Source organism: uncultured Streptococcus sp. (genome assembly GCF_963545685.1).
In the GTDB taxonomy this organism is placed as follows: domain Bacteria; phylum Bacillota; class Bacilli; order Lactobacillales; family Streptococcaceae; genus Streptococcus.
In genome coordinates, this window is the sequence record NZ_CAUUKN010000010.1 from 22522 (window position 1) to 43517 (window position 20996).

The window sequence follows — 20996 nt, forward strand, 5'->3', positions numbered from 1 at the left end:
TCCAATAAAGTCTATAATTGACGGAAAGTTTGCTCCCATTCTCTCAAATTATCGACATCCCCCATAAAAGCCAAGTAGTGGAGAACTTCTTTATGTAATGAATCTCCCATGTTTTTATCGATATATTTATAAAGGTATGCGGCTTCTAGTTCTTTAAGGTAGAGTTTTTGTAACATGAAATAGTCTGGTAATTGAATAGTTTTTAGTTCGTTTAGATAGTAATCACTATCTTCCTGATTTCCGTAAAGAATAATTTGGAAAATACACCTGCTGATAACATCTAAAGTGATTCTATCTAAATTATTTCTAGGATTTGTACCGAGAATTGACAGGAGTTCCTTAATGTAGATTTTTAGTGCGTCTTCTGTGAAGATATCCTTTACCATATCCAGTAAATCAATATCCAAAAGTGTCCATATATCAATCGAAAAGAAGTAGTTTTGAAGTTCTGTTGCAATATCTTGGTTAATTGACTGGTTTTGAAGTTTTGAAACCTGACAGGTAATACAAAGACTAATCAAATAGTCACTATAGTTATCTTCTCCTAAAATGTGAAACTTTTCTGCGACTTGCTCAAGTGCATCAAAATCTAGATTATTTGAGGCTTGATTGTATTGATTAGCAAGTTTTATGTAGGTTTTGTCCACAAGGTATTCTTGTCCGAAAAATTCATTATATTCGATTTTTAGGTGTTTTAAAAGTTTGAAAAGCGTATCATTTGAGAGTGATGTTTTGTTATTTTCAAAGTCTGAAATACTCGCTACAGATCCTGCCACTTGAGAGAGTCTCTGAATAGTGTATTTTCTCTGTTTTCGAATCTGTTTAAATTTTTGGCCTAGTTCCATATAATATTTCCTTATCGGATTTCCGAAATTTCAATAGTTGATACTGTTAATAAACTAAAATAATAGTATCAAATGGAAGGAGGTAAAAGCAATGATTATGAACAATTTTGAACTTAGAATTTTATCCGATGATTTAGATTATACTCTGAAAGGTAGAGATGATGGTTAAATTTATTAAGCTACTTCCTAAAAAGGGAATTGTACTTTATATCATTTTTGCACTTCTTTATTCGTGTCAAGGTATTGTTATACCTGTAATTATCCAGATGGCGGGTCATTTAGATAGCAGTAATAGTCGGGATTTAATAGTTTTTACAATTTCTAGTCTCTCTCTTTGGGTGGCTGTGTACGCTTTTATGTATATAGAGAATATTCTGCTTCGTTCTATTATTAGGGTATTTAATGTAAGACTATCAGAAAATATTTTAAAGAATCATGCTGTCTTTCCTAAAAACATTTCCGATTCAGAACTGTCCTCACTCTTGACACAAGACCTTGGAATTGTAAACCAGGAGTTCCTTCAATCTGTTCTTATCTCGCCTGTATGGGGCGCCTCTATTCTAGTATCTGTTATTTATTTGCTCAAACAAAATATTATTGTGGGTAGTCTTTTTACAATAGGGGCTTTTCTGATGATTTTGCCTCAGTTTATATTTAAGAGAAAATTAAAAGAGTCAGGAGAATTGCTAAGTAGTTCAAAAGAGAAGAATTTAAGAGCTATCACAGACTTTGGTAAAGGGATTGAAACAATTATTTGCAACCAAGCAGAAAAAGAGAATGTAAAGCAAACTCTCATAACCCTTGGCGAGATGGAGAAGACACAATTTAAGTATTATACACTCCAGAATTTAGTTATGTTTTGGACAGGACCTCTGAAAGCCATTGGCTTGATTGGACCGTTTGTGATTGGTCTTGTAATAAAACAAAATTCAATCACTACACTTATTGCTATGATGTCTGCATCAACATATCTTATTAACCCCTTACAACAAATTCTAGAGGCTTTTGCAAGTATTCAATCAAGTCAAGTGATAAAAGATAAATTAATGACATTTGGAAGTGAGTCAGAAATTCCTTCAAAAGGGAATCACCCACATACTTTAGAAGAAATTCAGTTAAAAAATGTCACTAAATCTTATGATAATCAAGAGATTTTTCGTGATGTTACGGTTACTTTTTCATTGTCTCAGCATAACCTTATAGTTGGTGATAGCGGTATTGGGAAAACAACACTTTTTAGGTTAATATCAGGCCAAGATAAGACATATAGTGGGAAAATCATTTTTAAAAGCATTGATGGAAGGGAGCTGACTCCAAATTTAGATAACATTGCAATTATTCATCAAAATCCCTATGTCTTTCATACAAGTGTGCGACATAATCTAACTCTTTATCAAGATTATTCTGACTCATTGCTCATTTCAACACTAAAAAAGGTTGGACTTTGGGAGGCTTGTTGTCACAAATTAGACTATGAATTAACTGGAGATAACTTCTCAGGTGGTCAAATCATAAAACTGGAGATTGCACGTGCTATTTTGAGAGGAAAGCAGGTTTTACTTGCGGATGAGATGATGGCTTCTTTAGATGAAGCAAGTTCAAAAGAAATAAGCAATGTCTTAAAACAGTTGCCTAATAGTATTATTGAAATTGCCCATCATTACAATATGGAAGATTACGATGCTGTCTATAGAATTAAAAATAAGTCAATCCTAAGAATTAAATAGCAAGAGCTACTTTCAGTAAAAGTTAGACAGATTAGTTGCTTAGTCTTTTCTTTCGATAGACAGACTTGGAACAGATTTTATCACTGAGGAAATTCTAAAAAAGACTTTATTTCAAACAAAACACCTAAGTCGAGCGACTCAGGTGTTCTTGTGTTATTTTTCTTTTTTATTATGATTCAAAATGGCATTGAGGACAATGGCAAGCAAACTTGCAACCACGATACCGTTTGAGAAGAACATTTGGAAAGCTGTTGGTAGGCTGTTGAAGAGGTTGCTATTGTTAAGACCAACCCCTGCAGCGATTGATACCGCAGCAATCAAGAAGTTGTGTTCGTTGTTGGCGAAATCAACACGCGCCAAGATTTGCATCCCTTGGATAGAAACAAAACCGAACATAACAAGCATAGCGCCACCAAGTACTGGGCTTGGGATGATTTGAGCCAAGGCACCAAACTTAGGTAGGAGTCCGAGAAGAACAAGGAATCCAGCGGCATAGTAGATTGGCAAGCGAGTCTTAATACCTGACAACTTCACAAGACCAACGTTTTGAGAGAACCCTGTGTATGGGAAGGTATTGAAGATTCCACCAAGGAGAACGGCCATACCTTCGGCACGGTAGCCGTTACGGAGGCGAGTGCTATCAATTGGGTCTTTGGTGATATCAGAGAGGGCCAAGTAAACCCCAGTTGATTCAACCATAGACACAGTAGCGATGATACACATCATGATGATTGATGATAACTCAAACTTAGGCATTCCGAAGTAGAATGGTGTTGGCACATGGACAACAGGTGCCGCAGCTACTGGTGAGAAGTCAACCAAGCCCATGCTTGCTGCGATAGCAGTACCGACAATCAAACCAATCAAGATTGAGATGGATTTGATAAATCCTTTGGTAAAAATATTAACCAAAAGGATGATAAGAACCGTGATAGCTGCAAGGAAGAGGCTTTGACCAGTTGGTTTGTCAACGTTGTTCCCCATATTTCCGATAGCGACAGGGATAAGGGTCAAACCAATAGTTGTGATGACCGATCCCGTAACGATGGAAGGGAAGAGGTTGGCAACTTTTGAAAAGACACCAGAAACAAGGATAACATAAATCCCTGAAACGATAAGGGCACCAAACATAGCACCGCTACCATGACTCTTACCAATCATAATGAGTGGAGCTACTGATTGGAAGGCAACTCCAAGCACAACTGGAAGACCAATACCGAAGTGTTTATTGAGCTGAAGTTGGAGGAAAGTTGCCACACCACACATGAAGATGTCAGTTGAAATCAAGTAGGTTAATTGATGAGCTGAATAGCCCAAAGCTCCAGCAATCATGATTGGAACCAGGATTGAGCCTGAGTACATGGCGAGTAGGTGTTGCAGTCCTAAGACAGCTGCCTGTGAGTGTTTCTCTTTATTTTGCATTAAATGTCTGCCTCCTTAAATACGACTTGACCATTTTCGAAACGATCCAAACGAGCAAGTGAAACCACTGGGTAGCCGGCTTCTTCCAAAAGAGCACGACCATCTTGGAAGGATTTCTCGATAACGATACCCACAGCTTCGACGTGTGCGCCAGCCTCTTCAATGATTTGGATCAATCCTTTGGCAGCTTGACCGTTAGCTAGGAAATCATCAACGATGAGAACCTTGTCTTCAGGAGTGAGGAACTTGCTTGCGATAGAGACAGTACTAGTCACCTGCTTAGTGAAAGAGTAAACCTCAGCAGTGAGGATACCTTCATTCATGGTGATATTTTTAGCCTTCTTAGCAAAAATCATAGGGACATCCAAGGCCTCAGCTGCATAGAGGGCTGGTGCGATACCAGATGCCTCGATAGTCACCACCTTGGTGATGCCAGCATCCTTGAACTTGTCAGCAAAGACCTTTCCAATTTCACGCATGAGCTCAAAGTCTACTTGGTGAGTTAAGAAAGAGTCAACTTTGAGGATATTTTCCCCAAGGACATTCCCATCATTGAGAATGCGGTCTTCCAATAATTTCATATTACCTCCTATAAATTGAATAACAATGCTGTGTCTTGATTTATTTCAGATTCTATTGAGACTCTTATAAAAATCAAAACAATCGAATAACAGAAAAAGGCCTGCAAAGCAAGCCTTTAAAAATCACAAAAAGACAGTGAAATCTCTCTATGACTATGTTAGCTTACTCATTGTTAGGTGTTACGGCACCTTGTAGAAACGTCACGCCCATTCGTGACATAAATAAGTAATGTTCTCATTGTTCGATGAAGCTGTCGATGGTTGATGATAAACCAACATCAACTCTATTATAATACTATATTTTCTTTGAAGACTCAAAGAATTTTTTCCATAAAAATGCACTCTTTAAAAAGTTGCAAAATTCAATCTAACATTATTGTAAAATTTTCTGAGAAAGGGGGATTCTTATGTCATTTTTGTTATAATAGTGAGAAATGAAAGAGGTTGAGTTATGCATAAGATTTTATTAGTTGAGGACGACGAGGTTATTCGTCAACAAGTCAAAAAAATACTTGAACAGTGGGGTTACGAAGTTGTTCTTGTTGAAGATTTCATGGAAGTATTATCTATTTTTGTAAAAGAAGAACCCCACTTGGTTCTTATGGATATTGGTTTACCTCTATTTAACGGTTATCACTGGTGTCAGGAAATTCGTAAGGTCTCCAAGGTGCCTATTATGTTCTTGTCCTCTAGAAATCAGGCCATGGATATCGTTATGGCAATCAATATGGGTGGAGACGACTTTGTGACTAAACCATTTGACCAAAATGTTCTCCTCGCAAAAATTCAAGGGCTTTTACGTCGTTCTTATGAGTTTGGTAAGGATCAGAGCCTCTTGGAATATAGAGGTGTGATACTGAACCTCAAAGCCATGGATTTGGTTTATCAGGGAGAAGTCGTTTCTTTGACTAAGAATGAGTTTCAGATTTTACAAGTTCTCTTCGAGCGTTCTGGTAATATCGTTAGTCGTGAAGACCTCATGAAGGAGCTTTGGAATAGTGACTTCTTTATTGATGATAACACTCTCTCTGTAAATGTGGCACGCTTACGTAAGAAGTTAGAGGCAGTCGGTTTGAATGATTTTATAGAAACCAAGAAAGGTGTCGGCTACGGGTTGCGTCATGATGGGTAAGCGTCAATTTATCAAATACTATATTAGGTCTCGTCTGCCTTTCTATCTCTTGTTTATCTTTAACGGAATCCTCTTGCTTTTGTTTGCCTTTTTATTTGAAGAGGTGGCAGATGTTCTTTATTATGCCCTGACTATCCTGACTTTTGTGACCATCATCATGGTGGCTTGGGACTTGCTTAGATCCTATCAGTCTTATAAGTTAGCTTATCTTTATGAGGAAATTACTCCCTTAAGTCCCTTGGAGTTTTACTTAGCCCAGACCTTGGAAAATACAAGAGAGAACCAGATGAATCAGACTGAGGAGGAGCGTAAGCGCTATACAGATTTGATGGACTACTACACTCTTTGGGTTCATCAAATCAAGACGCCAATAGCGGCCAGTCAATTGTTGGTTCAGGATGTCACAGATAGTAATACTAAATCTCTCTTGGAGCAAGAAATCTTCAAGATTGATGCCTACACTAATTTGGTCTTGCAGTATTTACGTCTAGAAAACTTTCATGATGATTTGCAGTTGAAACAGGTTGCCTTAGAACACTTGGTTAAAGAAGTTGTTAGAAAGTATAGTCTTTTCTTTATTCAAAAAGGCTTGACTATTAACCTAGATGACTTGGATGTTAAGGTTATTTCAGATGAAAAATGGCTTTTAGTCATCATTGAGCAGGTCTTGTCAAATAGTTTGAAGTACACAAAGAGTGGCGGTATTGACATTTACTTCAAAGATAATAGGCTTTATCTTAGAGATTCTGGGATTGGTATCAAGGATAGTGATATTTTACGGGTTTTTGAGCGAGGCTTTTCAGGTTACAATGGCCGATTGACTCAGCAGTCGTCTGGGTTAGGTCTCTATCTTTCAAAGAAAATTGCTGATCAGCTTGGACATGATATTAGTATTAGCTCCCAAGTAGGTCAAGGAACCACAGTTTCCATTCATTTTCAAAAGAAGAAGTTAGCCATTGATTGATAACTTACAAAAGTGTAAGAAATTAGACGACAAATGAAAGCAAGGGTTATGGTTTTGACCTTGCTTTTTCTATAAAATGATATCAGAAGTTAAGTAAGAGATTCCTAAAATCTCTCCCAAATCTACTAAATAAAGGAGCTTATTATGACATTACTAGATGTTCAACATGTTAAAAAAATTTATAAAACACGTTTCAAAGGAAATCAGGTTGAAGCCCTTAAAGATATCCATTTTACAGTTGAAAAGGGTGAGTATGTTGCTATTATGGGTGAGTCTGGCTCAGGAAAATCAACTTTGCTCAACATCCTTGCCATGCTTGATAAACCAACGGCAGGGCGTGTCTATCTTAACGGTCTGGATACAGCAAGCATTAAAAATAAGGATGCTTCCAGTTTCCGTCGTGAAAGATTAGGGTTTGTTTTCCAGGATTTCAATCTTTTAGATACCCTATCTGTTAAAGATAATATCTTGCTACCTTTGGTCCTTTCTCGACGCTCAGTTAAGCAAATGATGACACAAGTTGAAGCTATCAGTCGTCAACTGGGAATTCATTCCTTGCTAGAGAAGTACCCTTATGAAATTTCAGGTGGCCAAAAGCAAAGGGTCGCAGTTGCGCGTGCAATCATCACTAAACCAGAAATCCTCTTAGCAGATGAGCCAACAGGGGCCTTGGATTCAAAATCTTCAGCGGCACTCTTGGATGTCTTTGATACTATTAATGCCAGCGGTCAGACCATTCTTATGGTAACTCACTCAACAGCGGCCGCCAGTCGTGCTCAGCGTGTTTTGTTTATTAAAGATGGGATTCTTTATAATCAAATCTTTAAAGGGGATAAGTCTGAACATCAAATGTTCCAAGAAATTTCCGATACACTAACTACAATGGCAAGTGAGGTGAACTAATATGTTTCGTCTAACCAATAGACTGGCTTTGTCCAATCTCATAAAAAATCGTAAGCTTTACTATCCGTATACATTGGCAACTATTCTGGTTATTGCCATTACCTATATTTTTACATCTTTAACGCTTAATTCGCATCTGGATGACTTACCTGGGGCAGATGCTATCAAGATGGTTTTGGGGATGGGACTTGTGATTGTCGCCCTATCCTCTGGGATTATTGTTCTTTATGCCAACAGCTTTGTCATGAAAAATCGTTCAAAGGAGCTTGGTCTCTATAGTGTGCTAGGCTTGGAGAAGCGTCACCTCTTTAGTATGATTTTAAAAGAAACGATGATTATGGGTTTTGTGACTTTGCTTCTAGGTATAGGTCTAGGGGCGCTATTCGATAAACTCATTTATGCTTTTCTTCAAAGGCTTATCGGAGAAAGTACAGGTTTGGTTTCGACCTTCCAAGTAATGAGTATTCCTATTGTTCTTGTCATCTTTGCTTGTATTTTTAGTTTCTTGGTCTTGGTAAATGGTTTCCGATTACTACGGCTTAATCCCTTACAATTAACTAAAGATGGCCTTAAAGGTGAAAAAAAAGGACGTTTCCTAGTTCTTCAAACCCTTTTAGGACTTGGAACTATGGGATATGGTTACTATCTTGCTCTCTCTGTTCAGAATCCAGTGACAGCTATTATCAGTTTTTTCCTAGCTGTTTTACTGGTCATTTTAGGAACTTATCTTCTCTTCAATGCCGGGACAACAGTAGTTCTGCAACTATTGAAAAAGAAGAAAAGCTACTATTACAAGCCTAATAATATGATTTCCATTTCCAACCTAGTCTTTCGGATGAAGAAAAATGCAGTTGGACTGGCGACCATTGCTATCCTCTCAAGTATGGTTCTGGTGACGCTTGTAGGTGCTGCAAGTATCTATGCTGGAAAAGAAGACTATCTGGCAAGTGCTGCTCCACATGATTACTCAGTTACAGGAACGAATGTAGATTTAACAAGTTCACAGAAGGTTATGGATGATTTCCTATCACAGTCGGGAAATCAGGTAAATAGAAAAACGGAAGTAACTTACCTCTTCTTTGGTATCAAAGAACAAGAAAAAAACAAGCTAACCATCTTTTCTGAGAATGAAAGAAAAGTTCTACCAAAGTCAGTTTTTCTTGTCTTCTCACAAGCAACTTATAAGCAATTAACAGGTAAAGACCTCAATCTGACTTCAAATCAAGTTGGCTTATTTACTAAAAATAAAATATTGAAAGATCAAAAGAGTGTCTCTATCAATGGTCAAAACTACCAGATTCAGGAAAGCCTTAATGACTTTATTAAAGGTAAAGTACCTAATATCTTTACAACCATAGTTTCTGATTATAGCTACCTTGTCGTTCCTGATATGGATATTTTTAAAGAAAGTATCAAAGGAACAGCAACCACTCAATCTACTTATGTTGGTGTTAACGTCAAAGACCCTACACATGAAGCCAAGAAAAATTCAGATTTGTTAGACAAACTCACGGATAAAGAAATGCAACAGTTAGCTGGACAAACTACTGGTGTCCCTGGGCCTAACCTCACTGCTAATAGCAGATATGATGTAGAAGGGATGCTAAATGGCTTTGTTGGCGGAACCTTATTTATCGGTATTTTCTTATCCATCATCTTCATGCTTGGCACAGTTCTCGTGATTTACTATAAACAGATTTCCGAGGGTTATGAGGATCGTGAGCGCTTTGTTATTCTTCAAAAGATTGGCTTGGACGACCTCCAAGTCAAGCAAACCATTCGAAACCAAGTCCTTACTGTCTTCTTCCTCCCCTTGATTTTTGCCTTTATTCACTTGGCCTTTGCCTATCATATGATCAGTTTGATTGTGCGTATCATTGGAGTTCTTAATCCAAGTCTTATGTTAGTGGTTACTATCATTGTTTGTGGCGTATTCTTCCTAGCCTATATCTTGGTTTTTGCCCTAACGTCTCGTTCCTATCGTCGAATCGTATCGATGTAACTGACATAGAGTCTAGTTCAAGCTAGGCTCTATTTCTTTTATGCTATAATAGATGACAGAATTATAAATTATCGGAGAAAACACATGTCACAGACTATTGATGTCAAACGTTATGAGGAATTGGCACGTCAAAAGCAGGGGGAGCACCGAAAGTTTCTAGCACAACTCAAGAAGAAGGCCCCTAAAAATTTAGATAAGATTGTTCAGCAGGTGCACAATGAAGTCTTCCAAGAAATTGATTGTACCCAGTGTGCCAATTGCTGTAAGACGCTAGGACCAGATTTCACAGAGCAGGACATCACTCGCATTGCCAAGCATTTTCGAATGAAATTACCTGCCTTTGAGGAGATGCACTTGCAGGTAGATGAGGATGGCGACAAGGTCTTCAAGTCTATGCCTTGTCCCTTCTTAGGGCCTGATAATCTCTGTGATATTTATGATGTCCGTCCTAAGGCCTGCGCAGCCTTTCCTCACACGGATCGTAAGAAAATCTATCAGATCAATCATCTGACTATCAAAAATACGCTTTTCTGTCCAGCAGCCTACCTTTTTGTGGAAAAACTCAAGGATAGGATTTAGAAAGGAACTGTTATGAAACGATTTAATGCAGGTGTTATTACCTTACTTATCATTGCTGCCTATTTTATTGCAACAGCTTTTATTCCAGATTTGTATTTGGCTTTTAATTATAAGTTGATTTTAGCCTTGCTTTTTGTGCTTTTGAGCTGGCAATCTAAGGGGAAATTTCTCTTTTTCTTGGGGATAGCTTTTCTATCGACCTATATCCATGACCTCTTTAGATTGGACTATTCAGAATGGACACTCTTTGTAGGAATTCTTATCTTGGGGATTGCAGTGGACCGTTTGAGCAAGCCAAGTTATAAGAAAAACTTCTCTTACAAGGTTTCCAAAGAACGTGAACGAGAGGTTTTTGCTAAGAGTCTCTTTTCAGAGTCTGTTCAGGTAGTGACTTCTCAAAATCTTGAAACTGTCTATGCTAATGCCGATTTTGGGCGTTTGACTCTTGATTTGCGTCAGGCCCAGTTCATGACGGACCGTCCTCAGATTGTTGTTCAGGCCAATTTTTCTCAGGTTATCATTCGAGTGCCTAAGGATTGGCAAGTTGATACCCACGGACTTCATACCAGCCTAGCAGGAGTGAAAGGTTACGATAGTCTAGGAGAAGGAGAGTTGTCAACCACTACAGTAGCTCTAACAGGCTCAGTATCCTTTGGACAAGTCACTATCAAACATTGAAATGATGAAAGAGCGAAAGCTCTTTTTTTCTTGTAAAACCTTTTAATATAACATTGATTGCGTTTACAATTAGTGCTATACTGGTAGTGAAAATAATTAGAAAATTGCAATCATTTACTAGGAAGGACTTCTCTTATGAAACGTTTTAATGCTCAGACCTTCTTCTTGCTCATACTGGCGGCTTGTTTTATCGCTAGTGCCTTTATTCCAGACTTTTGGATTATGGTTAATTATAATCTTATTTTCTTCTCAGCTTTCTTCAGTTTTGGTATCTTGAAGAAGCGACCTCTCATCGTTTTTCTTGGTCTAGCCTTCTTATCACCCTATGTTCATGACGTGTTAAACCTTGATTTTGCACAGTGGAATCTCTTTAGCGGTATCTTTTTAATAGGTTTGGCCTTAGAGTTTCTCTATGGCAATAGGCAAAAGAAGGGTCTCACTAAAGACTATAAGGTCAATAAGAACGACCAAGAAGGACCTCATATTTCTGTTAAGACCTATATGGGAGAGGATAGGTATCGGATCTATTCTCAAGAAGTCGAAACGGTGGATATAAATCTGGCTTTTGGCGAACTTTGGCTGGATTTGAGTCAGGCTAAGTTTTCGTCAGACCGAGTGGCTGTACATGTTGATGCTAAGTTTGGTGAAGTTCATATTCGACTTCCTCATGGTTGTGTTATGGACACCACTGGAATCTCACATCCCCTATCATCTGTAAAGGTGGATCATTTTGAATCTGATTTAGAGCAAGTTGAAACGAGACTTCATCTGAGCGGAAGTCTCTTCTGTACGGAGTTGGAAGTGGAGTATTAAGGGAGTCCAATGATATCAGCTCTATTGTCAATTAGTATGGCTTCTATAAAAGAAAGGAAATCACACCTATGAGTGAAACGGTTATTCAAGTCACATCCCTTGGAAAAAGGATCAAGGGGAAGACAATTTTAGAGGATATTAGTTTTGAGATTAACCAGGGTGATTGTGTCGCCTTGATTGGCCCTAATGGGGCAGGTAAGACTGTCTTGATGTCATGTATTCTTGGCGATAAAAAGCCGAGCAGTGGTCAGGTCCTTATTGATGGTAAGGTAGGTAAGGCCAAAAATAAAATTGCGGTTCTCCTTCAGGAAAATACCATTCCAAATAGTTTGAAAGTCAGTGAGTTGATTGCCTTCTTCCAATCTATTTCTGATAACCCCTTGACCAAGCAAGAGGTTCAGAAACTCCTGCAATTTAAGGAAGACCAGTACCAGCAGTTTGCGGACAAACTCTCAGGTGGGCAAAGACGTCTTCTGGCTTTTGTCCTTTGTTTGATTGATAAACCTAAAATCCTCTTTTTGGATGAACCGACAGCGGGTATGGATACCTCTACTCGTCAGCGTTTCTGGGAGATTGTCAATGATTTGAAAAAAGCTGGCACAACTATCCTCTATTCCTCTCACTATATCGAAGAAGTGGAACACACAGCCGACCGTATCTTAGTCCTCCATCAAGGGAAACTTATCAGAGATACCACGCCATACGCGATGCGACATGAAGAGAAAGAGAAGCAGGTTACTCTGCCAGGTAGTTTTGTTAGCATTGTTCACGGACTGCCAGACATCTATGAGATTACTGAGAAGAGAGATGTCATTAGCTTCATGACCAAAGATATCGATAAGGTATGGCAAAGTCTTGAAGGTTCGGGGTGTGGAATTTCTGATATTGAAATTCAAAATAAAACACTTTTGGATAGCCTGTTTGATTCAACAAGGGAGGACAAGTCATGAAAGCATTATTAAAAATAGAATGGATAAAAACGTGGCGTAGCTGGCCAGTCTTTATCATGGGAATCGGGATGCCTGTTGGCTTTTTCCTCCTTTTCTCAAGTATTGTCTCAACACCTACTCCAGAAGCCCAAAAAGAGTTTTTGCTGTCTTATATGTTAACCATGACTGGCTTTTCCATGTCTAGTTTTGGATTGTTCACTTTTCCCTATATGTTGCAAGAGGATCAAACGGAGCATTGGCTGACCTATATCGAGCATTCCAAAATCAGCATTTCGGCTTATTATCTATCTAAGATCTTTCGTGTTTTGCTGAATTTTATGGTTGCTATCATTGTGACCTTTTGTGTGGGAGCTTTTGTTCGAGATGTAGAGATGCCATTCTTTAGATGGCTAGGATCAGGTGCTCTCTTACTCTTGTCCAGTCTCCTCTTTCTAGCATTTGGTTTACTTATTGCTCAGATTAAATCTCAACAAATCATGTCTGTGGTTGCAAATATCACCTACCTTGGCCTAGCTATCGTGGGTGGGTCATGGATGCCTATTTCCATGTTCCCTAAGTGGGTTCAGAGCATCTCTGAGTGGACACCTGTCTATCATGTCAATGAGTTGGTCGTTAATTTTGCAAAGGACGGGACATTTTCATGGAAATCACTCTTATTTATTTTGACTTATACTGTAGTAGCAACAGGGCTTGCACTCTTTATTAAGTCTCATAGAGAAAGTGATTGAGGTTAGGGAAAAATAATGGATATTTGGCAGAAAATGTATGAACAGACTCAAGCCTTGTATCAGCCCCAGGAAGTCTCAGACTTTATCTATGCTAATCATGTCGTGGCTGCGGTGGAGGCTGAAGATGGACAAATCTTCACAGGCTTTTGTATGGAAGGAACTTGTGGTGTTTTCCATCTTTGTGCCGAAAGGGCGACCCTTTTCAATATGTATCAAGAAACTGGTCAGACCAAGGTAAAACGTATTATCGCCTTTCGTGACCAGCCACCTCATGGTGGACCCTCTGGCATGCCTTGTGGGGCTTGTCGAGAATTATTAATGGAACTCCATCCTGACAATCGTTACTTGGAGTTCATGGTTGATTATGAGACACGTCAGACCATCACTTTGGGGGAATTGTTACCACTGTGGTGGGGAGAAGAACGGGCTCAGCAATTTGAAGAGAAGTCGGAAGACGAGGCTTAAGTGTGATAGAAATCTCTAAACTCTCGCGATTCAAGTGCGAGGGTTTATTTTTTGAAGTAAATTTCAGAAAATTCCAAACACGCCTTGAAATTCAAAGTGAAAGTGCTATACTATATCGTGAAAATAGAAAGAAGGTTTCACTATGGAGTCACTTGTATCTTTTAGTAAATGGCTCAGCAAATGGTTTACTGTAGCTGTTATTCTCTGGGCTGTTTTTAACTACGCCCTTCCAGCAACAAGTAGTTGGGTCATTCCCAATATAGCTTACTTGCTTGGTTTGATTCTCTTTGGTATGGGGCTTACTTTGACCACTGAGGATTTCAAGCGTATTGCTAGGCATCCAATTCCGGTTGTTCTTGGGACAGTTGCCCACTATGTCATCATGCCTAGTTTGGCTTGGCTGCTTTGTATGATTTTCCATCTTAAGGGTGCGACGGCAGCAGGTGTTATCCTAGTTGGGTCTTGTCCGAGCGGAACTTCATCTAGTGTCATGGCCTTTCTTTCAGGTGGGGATGTCGCCTTGGATGTTTCTATTGAAACCCTTTCAACTCTTTTGGCACCAATTATGATTCCAACGCTCTTGTCCTTCTTGGCTGGTCAATATGTCAGTGTGCCTGCACAAAACCTTTTCCTTAGCACCTTGCGTATCGTTGTTGTTCCTATTATTTTGGGTGTGGTTATCCACTCTATTTTTGGTAAGAAAATCGATGTCATCATTAAGATTATGCCTTTGATTTCACAGGTTGCTATCCTCTTGATTGTTGGGGCGGTTGTTTCTGCCAACCATGCCAATATTTTCACAGCAGCGACAGCTCTTGTCATTCCGGTCGTCATTCTCCACAATCTTTGTGGTTATGCCCTTGGTTTTGGATTTTCAAAACTCCTTGGTTTGGAAGAACCTCAACAAAAAGCCATTACCTTCGAAGTGGGTATGCAAGACTCAAGTTTGGGGGCAACGCTTGCCATGAAATATTTCGCGCCACAAGCTGCTATCCCATCAACTATCTTTAGTATTTGGCACAATATCTCAGGTTCTATCCTTTCATCATGGTGGAAGAACCATTCGAAAAATAGTCATTAAGATAAATGAAAAGCTGACCTTGGGTTGGCTTTTTTTCTTGCCTTTACGTCACATGACAAATGTCATGTCATGTCATGACATCTGGTGCTAAAAAGAGAGTGACTAAAAAGATATACTTTAGTCATAACTTAGAAATAATAAAAAAACGAAAGAGGTCATCTCATGAAAATCAAAACATCTTACCTTATCTACGCTGTTATCGGAACTGTCTTTGCTGGACTTAGCATGTTTACTGATATCTTTGAAAAAGGCAACTTTGAAGCTATCTTCTCAAATCTAGGCATGATTATTGGCTTGTCTATCTCAGCCTACATTCTCATCACTATGGCTAAAAGTTTTATCGACCTTGTTATTAATGAATTGAAAAACTAGGAGATTCAGCATGAAACTACTAAAAATACTGAGCATCATGCTCCTAGCGGCAATTTGGACTATCCTCTTTGCCTATGTCCTATTTCATGGTAGCAGTGATATTCTCTACAGTGTTATGGGCGTCTCAGTTGCAGCCTGTTATGTTTTTCTAGCATTCTACCAAAAGAAAGGAAGTCACAAACATGAGTGAAACGGTCCTTCAAGTCACAAATCTTGTCAAAAAGATCAAAGGTAAAACGATTTTAGATCATATTAGTTTTGAGGTGGGACAAGGTGACTGCCTTGCCTTGATTGGGCCCAACGGTGCCGGTAAGACGACCTTAATGTCCTGCATACTTGGTGATAAGAAAGCCAGTAGCGGTCAAGTCTTTATCAAGGGCAAAAAGGAAAAAGCACAAGATCAAATTGCAGTTCTCCTCCAAGAAAATACCATTCCCTCACAATTAAAGGTTAAGGAACTGATTGCTTTTTTCCAAGATATTTCTGAAAATGGATTATCTAAGGAAGAGATTCAAGCACTCTTACAATTCAAAGACGACCAGTATCAGCAGTTTGCGGACAAACTTTCAGGGGGACAAAAACGTCTTCTTGCCTTTGTCCTCTGTCTCATTGGCAAGCCTGACATTCTCTTTTTAGATGAGCCGACAGCAGGGATGGATACGACGACACGCCAACGCTTTTGGGAAATCATCAATGACCTGAAAAAGTCTGGTGTAACCATCCTCTATTCGTCCCACTATATTGAAGAAGTGGAACACACAGCTGACCGTATCTTGGTCCTCAATCAAGGGAAACTCATCAGGGATACTACACCACATGCCATGCGTAGCGAGGAAAAGGAAAAACAAGTCACTTTACCAAGTCGCTTTGCGCCAAGTCTTGATAAACTGGCAGCCATTTATGAAGTAACTGAAAAACGTGATGTTGTAACCTTTATGACTAAAGATATTGAAAGTATTTGGAGTAGTTTACAAGCTCAAGGATGTTGCATTTCTGACATTGAAATTCAAAATAAGACACTTTTAGATAGCCTATTTGATAGCACAAGGGAGGACAAGTAATGCAAGCACTACTTAAAATCGAATGGATAAAAACATGGCGCAATTGGCCTGTCTTTATCATGTCTATCGGGATGCCCGTCGGATTTTTCCTCTTGTATTCAGGTATGGAAATGAGTCCTGACCCAGCGTCACAAAAAGATTTTATCTTGTCCTATATGTTGACCATGACAGGATTCTCTATGTCCAGCTTTGGTTTCTTTACCTTTCCCTATATGCTTAGAGAGGACCAAACGGAACATTGGCTAACCTATATCGAACATTCAAAAATCAGTATTCAGGCCTATTACCTCTCTAAAATCTTCCGTGTTCTTATGAACTTTATGGTAGCTATCCTAGTGACTTTCTGTGTGGGAGCTTTTGCGCGTGAAGTTGAGATGCCATTCTCACATTGGCTTGGTTCAGGTGCTCTGTTACTCTTGTCAAGCCTAGTCTTCCTATCCTTTGGCTTGCTCCTAGCTCAAATTAAGTCTCAACAAATCATGGCAATTGTCGGAAATATTGTTTTTCTTGGACTTGCTATTATCGGTGGTTCTTGGATGCCAGTAACCATGTTTCCAAAATGGGTTCAGCACATTTCTGAGTGGACACCCATCTATCATATCAATCAATTGGTGGTCAATTTTGCGAAAAAAGGGGAATTTTCATGGAAATCACTCATTTTTATCTTGGTCTATGCTACAATAGCTACAGGCTTAGCCTTTTTTATCAAATCTTACAGAGAAAGTGACCATGTTTAGAACTTACCAGAAAAATGATTTCGCTTATTTTGTTAGTCTGATTTTCCTTGTCTTCCCAGTATTGGGAGTCTTTGGTGGGTATTATCCAGTTTGGACCTTAGTTTTGACAGGACTGTTTACCATCGCTTATCTCCTTATGGTGTATTTGAAAAAAGCTTATAGCAAGTGGATTCCCTTTCTGTGGTTTTACACCCTAGCTTACATTATCTTTATGTCCATAACCTTCCAGGGGGGGATGATGTGGTTTGTTTTTTTCAACGTCAATCTTCTCGTTTGGCGCTTTGAGGATAGCATTTCATCATATCGCTTCTTATCCTTTCTAGCGACACTCTTGATTTTGACGTCATCATCCTTCCTATTGACAGACGATTTGAGCACCCACCTCATGTCTATGGCTATTATCATCTTTTCTTTGGGAATGTACTATTTTCAAAACCGTATGTGTCAGGAGAGAAAGATGGAAGAAGCCCTTGCGGAGAAGAATCGTACCATCAATATCCTGTCCGCTGAAAATGAACGCAATCGTATAGGTCGTGATTTGCACGATACCTTAGGACACACCTTTGCCATGATGAGTCTCAAAACCGAGTTGGCTCTAAAACAGATGGACAAGGAGCAGTATGAAGCTGCTAGAAAGAATCTGGAAGAATTGAACCAGATTAGCCGTGATTCCATGTACGAGGTGCGTGAGATTGTCAATCAGCTCAAGTACCGAACGGTAGCTGAGGAGTTGCTAGAACTTGAGCGGCTCTTTGACCTATCGGATATCGTCTTGACCGTGGACAGCAGTCTTGACTTAGACAGCCTGTCACCAGTTACTCAGTCTACCTTATCTATGGTACTTCGTGAACTGGCCAATAATGTCATCAAACATAGCCAGGCTGATAGCTGTCAGATTCGTCTAAGTCGTCATTATGGGATTGTTTTAGAGTTTGAGGATGATGGTTGTGGCTTTGAAGAAGTCACAGGACAAGAGCTACACAGTATCAGAGAGCGCCTCAGTTTGGTAGATGGAGACTTGGAAATTGTGTCTCAATCGGATCCAACAATCATTCGTGTGCATTTGAAAGAGGGAGGAAAAGCATGAAATTATTAGTCGCCGAAGACCAGTCAATGTTGAGGGATGCCCTCTGCCAACTCCTCATGCTGGAGGACGATGTCGAAGAAGTCCATGCGGCCAGTGATGGTCAAGAAGCCATTACCCTTTTGGAAAATGAAGAGGTCGATGTGGCCATTTTAGACATTGAAATGCCGATAAAGACTGGACTTGATGTTCTTGAGTGGATCCGTGCCAATCAAAGTGAAACGAAAGTTGTTATTGTGACCACCTTCAAACGAAAAGGCTATTTTAAACGAGCCCTCGCAGCCCACGTAGATGCCTACGTGCTCAAAGAACGGTCCATCAGTGACCTCATGGCGACCATCCATAATGTCCTAGCAGGACAAAAGGAGTACTCGCCAGAGCTAGTTGAAGGTGTTGCCTTTGACAATAATCCACTCAGCCAACGCGAACAAGAAGTCTTGGCCATGGTGGCTCAAGGTTCAACCAACCAAGAAATCGCAGAAAGCCTCTTTCTCTCAAACGGAACTGTCCGAAATTACATGACAGCCATCCTGACCAAACTCGATGCAGGCAACCGAACAGAAGCCGTCCGCATTGCCAAGGAAAAAGACTGGTTGGGATGAGGAGAGAGTTTATAAGAATGAAGTCACCATATGGTGGCTTTTTTGTGGCTTATAATCTATCTAAACATTTAAAAAGAGGTGGTAGTTTATGGATGAAGTGAAATATTATAGTATGTTCGAAAAGAAAGAGAAAAAGTGAGAATATGATATTACTTGAATTCAACAGTCAATAAAAATTTAGATTGAAGTAGAGGCACAATGATTAGTGTCTCTACTTTTATTAATTATGGAAGTGTTTTTGTGGTATAATATGGAAGAAGTGTAGTTTCATTATATTGAGACAAATTTTAAGAAATGAGAGTTCATCATGCGTAATGATATTCAACCAAGTCTACAAACAATAGAACAATATTTTTCTAAATCTGAATTTTATATTCCTAGCTACCAGAGACCGTATGCGTGGCAGGTAGCACAATGTGATCAGTTAATTGAAGACATCAATCAGCATATGGAAAACTTCGATAAAGATTCACAGGACAATTACTTCTTTGGAGCAGTGTTGATTGCCCAAGAGTCTGGTGAGGATCATGACGTTACACTAATTGATGGTCAACAAAGAACAACTACCTTTATGTTGTTATTAAAAGCATTGTTACTTAAAATTGAGAGTGAATTAACTAACCAACCTCAAGACGATGCAGATGGTAGACGACTTATTAAGAGACTGAACGGACTAAAAGAACAAATTGCTTCATTACTGTTTAATATGTCTGAGGATGAACTAGATGATTTTGTCGATGGGCTATCATTCCCAACTGTTGAAATGATAAAGTACATTAATGATTCCATCTCAGAAAAATACGCTTTTGACATGCAGGCTATTCTACTTGGACGCAATTTTGAAGAAATAAAACAGAATGTTCATCAAATATACCGTCGCCAAAAAGACAATCGCTATACGAACTTCTACAAAAATTTCCGATATTTTTACAATACTTGCAATGAATTGAGTGTTCTTAATTGCATAAATTTTGCTAATCATTTTATTAAAAATTGCCAAGTCATCACTATTACAAGTTTCAATACTGACCAAGCTATTAATATTTTTAACTCTTTAAACGGTACTGGTGTACCATTGACTCCAATTGAAGTCATTGTTTCCAAAACAACTGCTAGTGCTGCGGATAGAAAAACATTTGAAAATAATTGGCAGGAGATAGTAGATTGGGCAGACAAGTCAAGTCTTGATTTGAACGCATTGATGACTCATTATATTTTCACGAAGTTATCGCAACAAAATGGTACTGAGAGAAGAAATCCAGGTATACGTGCATTCTTTAATAAGAATAAGGAACTTCTTAATGATGATATTGTCTTCACAGATGATTTGAAAAAGATACTCAATACTTATTTGCTTACATCAGAAACTTCAATTGGTAGAGTAATTAGCCAACTAAATGGTAATTTAAAGCCATTTGTGAGTAGCTATCTATTTTTCCGTGATGATAAGAGATACATTGAGTACCTGATGCGAATTGGTATCTTAATTGAATTGTCTGAGTTATCGTATAGCCATGGATTGTTCAAAGGCTTTCTTGAGGAAATCAATTTGATGTATAGTCAAGTCGATGCGTTCTCAACAGAGTCATTGATTGATAAGGTTAGAGAGCATATACGTTTAAATTTTGAATATGAAAATGTTAAACAAACACTTTTAGAGAGTGGAGTCTCAAATGCTCTTATTTATGTGAATGAGTACCTTTTTGCATCCGAACATGATATGAATCTAAAGCTTGACGGAAATATAGACATCGAACATGTTATGCCAAAAAGTGGGATTAATAGAGACCACATCATGCATGATATAGGTGTCAATGATTCGGATGAATTTCGTGAATATGCTGAAAAGTTAGGTAACAAGATTCTACTTGAATCAGAAATAAATCGTGGTATTGGAGATGCCTGGTTTAGAACTAAGAAGGAAAATCATATCTCTAAAGGTAATGGATATATTGGTAGTAAGTTTCCAATAGCTCAGTCTCTCGTGACGTATACCAAAGATACTTGGACTAAAGAGGATATTGATTTAGCTACAGAGAAAGCAGCAAAACGAATAGCAGATTTTGTATTTGAATTGTGATTTTTAGTTTTAGTTATATTTAGAGAAGATAATAATTTGGATTGCTGATACAACGGATCTACTAGGAATGCAGAGTTGAAATATAGTTTCTTTGAATTCCTTGGTATATTTTTTAGTCATAAAGTGAAATAAAGTATCCTCTTAGCTTCGAATACAAGACATATTATGATATACTTATATCAAGGTTAAG

Annotated in this window: 22 protein-coding genes and 1 riboswitch; of the genes, 19 read left to right on the forward strand and 3 right to left on the reverse strand. The window is 38.7% G+C overall.

The genetic code is table 11. The features are described from left to right. Positions 1 to 11 precede the first annotated feature (11 nt). Positions 12 to 845: a helix-turn-helix domain-containing protein gene (locus RWZ99_RS03390; RefSeq protein ID WP_314676343.1), complete on the reverse strand. Its 834-nt coding sequence runs from the start codon at positions 843 to 845 to the stop codon at positions 12 to 14. 161 nt (positions 846 to 1006) lie between these two features. Between RWZ99_RS03390 and RWZ99_RS03395 the strand changes: the two genes are divergently transcribed. Then, positions 1007 to 2572: an ABC transporter ATP-binding protein gene (locus RWZ99_RS03395; RefSeq protein WP_314676344.1), complete on the forward strand. Its 1566-nt coding sequence runs from the start codon at positions 1007 to 1009 to the stop codon at positions 2570 to 2572. A gap of 153 nt (positions 2573 to 2725) precedes the next feature. Here the strand turns inward: RWZ99_RS03395 and RWZ99_RS03400 are convergent, their stop codons facing one another. Further along, positions 2726 to 3994 (reverse strand): nucleobase:cation symporter-2 family protein, encoded by a 1269-nt coding sequence (locus RWZ99_RS03400; protein WP_314676345.1) that lies wholly within the window; start codon positions 3992 to 3994, stop codon positions 2726 to 2728. Next, on the reverse strand, positions 3994 to 4575 hold the full coding sequence (locus tag RWZ99_RS03405; RefSeq protein ID WP_314676346.1) for a xanthine phosphoribosyltransferase: 582 nt from the start codon (positions 4573 to 4575) through the stop codon (positions 3994 to 3996). The genes RWZ99_RS03400 and RWZ99_RS03405 overlap by 1 nt, the downstream gene beginning before the upstream one ends. A 150-nt stretch (positions 4576 to 4725) precedes the next feature. Continuing rightward, a riboswitch (purine riboswitch) is annotated at positions 4726 to 4821 on the reverse strand. Between the two features lie 205 nt (positions 4822 to 5026). Between RWZ99_RS03405 and RWZ99_RS03410 the strand changes: the two genes are divergently transcribed. The 18 genes from RWZ99_RS03410 (at position 5027) to RWZ99_RS03495 (ending at position 20806) form a co-directional block, all read left to right on the forward strand. Beyond that, positions 5027 to 5707, forward strand: coding sequence for a response regulator transcription factor (locus RWZ99_RS03410; RefSeq protein WP_314676348.1), 681 nt, complete (start codon positions 5027 to 5029; stop codon positions 5705 to 5707). Then, the gene (locus tag RWZ99_RS03415; RefSeq protein WP_314676349.1) at positions 5697 to 6671 is read left to right on the forward strand and encodes a sensor histidine kinase; all 975 of its coding nucleotides are present in this window, start codon (positions 5697 to 5699) and stop codon (positions 6669 to 6671) included. Before RWZ99_RS03410 ends, RWZ99_RS03415 begins: the two co-directional genes overlap by 11 nt. 144 nt (positions 6672 to 6815) lie before the next feature. After that, a complete protein-coding gene (locus RWZ99_RS03420) occupies positions 6816 to 7574 on the forward strand; it encodes an ABC transporter ATP-binding protein (RefSeq protein WP_314676351.1) in 759 nt (252 codons plus the stop codon). 1 nt (position 7575) lies between these two features. Continuing rightward, positions 7576 to 9576 carry an ABC transporter permease gene (locus RWZ99_RS03425; RefSeq protein WP_314676353.1) on the forward strand — a complete coding sequence of 667 codons (2001 nt, stop codon included), beginning with the start codon at positions 7576 to 7578 and terminating at the stop codon, positions 9574 to 9576. Positions 9577 to 9660: 84 nt separating this feature from the next. Further along, positions 9661 to 10155 (forward strand): YkgJ family cysteine cluster protein, encoded by a 495-nt coding sequence (locus RWZ99_RS03430; RefSeq protein WP_314676354.1) that lies wholly within the window; start codon positions 9661 to 9663, stop codon positions 10153 to 10155. Between the two features lie 12 nt (positions 10156 to 10167). Further along, positions 10168 to 10833, forward strand: a complete 666-nt coding sequence (locus RWZ99_RS03435; RefSeq protein WP_314676355.1) for a hypothetical protein — start codon at positions 10168 to 10170, stop codon at positions 10831 to 10833. 135 nt (positions 10834 to 10968) lie between these two features. Further along, positions 10969 to 11646 carry a hypothetical protein gene (locus RWZ99_RS03440; RefSeq protein WP_314676356.1) on the forward strand — a complete coding sequence of 226 codons (678 nt, stop codon included), beginning with the start codon at positions 10969 to 10971 and terminating at the stop codon, positions 11644 to 11646. Between the two features lie 68 nt (positions 11647 to 11714). Then, on the forward strand, positions 11715 to 12596 hold the full coding sequence (locus RWZ99_RS03445; protein ID WP_314676357.1) for an ABC transporter ATP-binding protein: 882 nt from the start codon (positions 11715 to 11717) through the stop codon (positions 12594 to 12596). Further along, the gene (locus RWZ99_RS03450) at positions 12593 to 13324 is read left to right on the forward strand and encodes an ABC transporter permease (RefSeq protein WP_314676358.1); all 732 of its coding nucleotides are present in this window, start codon (positions 12593 to 12595) and stop codon (positions 13322 to 13324) included. The genes RWZ99_RS03445 and RWZ99_RS03450 overlap by 4 nt, the downstream gene beginning before the upstream one ends. 15 nt (positions 13325 to 13339) lie before the next feature. After that, positions 13340 to 13789 (forward strand): cytidine deaminase, encoded by a 450-nt coding sequence (locus RWZ99_RS03455; protein WP_314676360.1) that lies wholly within the window; start codon positions 13340 to 13342, stop codon positions 13787 to 13789. 142 nt (positions 13790 to 13931) lie between these two features. Continuing rightward, a complete protein-coding gene (locus tag RWZ99_RS03460) occupies positions 13932 to 14870 on the forward strand; it encodes a bile acid:sodium symporter family protein (protein ID WP_314676361.1) in 939 nt (312 codons plus the stop codon). 162 nt (positions 14871 to 15032) lie between these two features. Continuing rightward, positions 15033 to 15242: a hypothetical protein gene (locus tag RWZ99_RS03465; protein ID WP_004182317.1), complete on the forward strand. Its 210-nt coding sequence runs from the start codon at positions 15033 to 15035 to the stop codon at positions 15240 to 15242. Positions 15243 to 15252: 10 nt separating this feature from the next. Further along, the gene (locus RWZ99_RS03470) at positions 15253 to 15432 is read left to right on the forward strand and encodes a hypothetical protein (protein ID WP_037610444.1); all 180 of its coding nucleotides are present in this window, start codon (positions 15253 to 15255) and stop codon (positions 15430 to 15432) included. Beyond that, on the forward strand, positions 15425 to 16303 hold the full coding sequence (locus RWZ99_RS03475; protein ID WP_314676364.1) for an ABC transporter ATP-binding protein: 879 nt from the start codon (positions 15425 to 15427) through the stop codon (positions 16301 to 16303). Before RWZ99_RS03470 ends, RWZ99_RS03475 begins: the two co-directional genes overlap by 8 nt. Then, positions 16303 to 17040 carry an ABC transporter permease gene (locus RWZ99_RS03480; RefSeq protein ID WP_314676366.1) on the forward strand — a complete coding sequence of 246 codons (738 nt, stop codon included), beginning with the start codon at positions 16303 to 16305 and terminating at the stop codon, positions 17038 to 17040. The genes RWZ99_RS03475 and RWZ99_RS03480 overlap by 1 nt, the downstream gene beginning before the upstream one ends. Continuing rightward, a complete protein-coding gene (locus RWZ99_RS03485) occupies positions 17033 to 18127 on the forward strand; it encodes a sensor histidine kinase (RefSeq protein WP_314676369.1) in 1095 nt (364 codons plus the stop codon). The genes RWZ99_RS03480 and RWZ99_RS03485 overlap by 8 nt, the downstream gene beginning before the upstream one ends. Continuing rightward, positions 18124 to 18726, forward strand: a complete 603-nt coding sequence (locus RWZ99_RS03490) for a response regulator transcription factor (protein WP_314676371.1) — start codon at positions 18124 to 18126, stop codon at positions 18724 to 18726. Before RWZ99_RS03485 ends, RWZ99_RS03490 begins: the two co-directional genes overlap by 4 nt. Before the next feature lie 307 nt (positions 18727 to 19033). Further along, positions 19034 to 20806, forward strand: a complete 1773-nt coding sequence (locus tag RWZ99_RS03495) for a DUF262 domain-containing HNH endonuclease family protein (RefSeq protein ID WP_314676374.1) — start codon at positions 19034 to 19036, stop codon at positions 20804 to 20806. Positions 20807 to 20996: the final 190 nt, after the last annotated feature.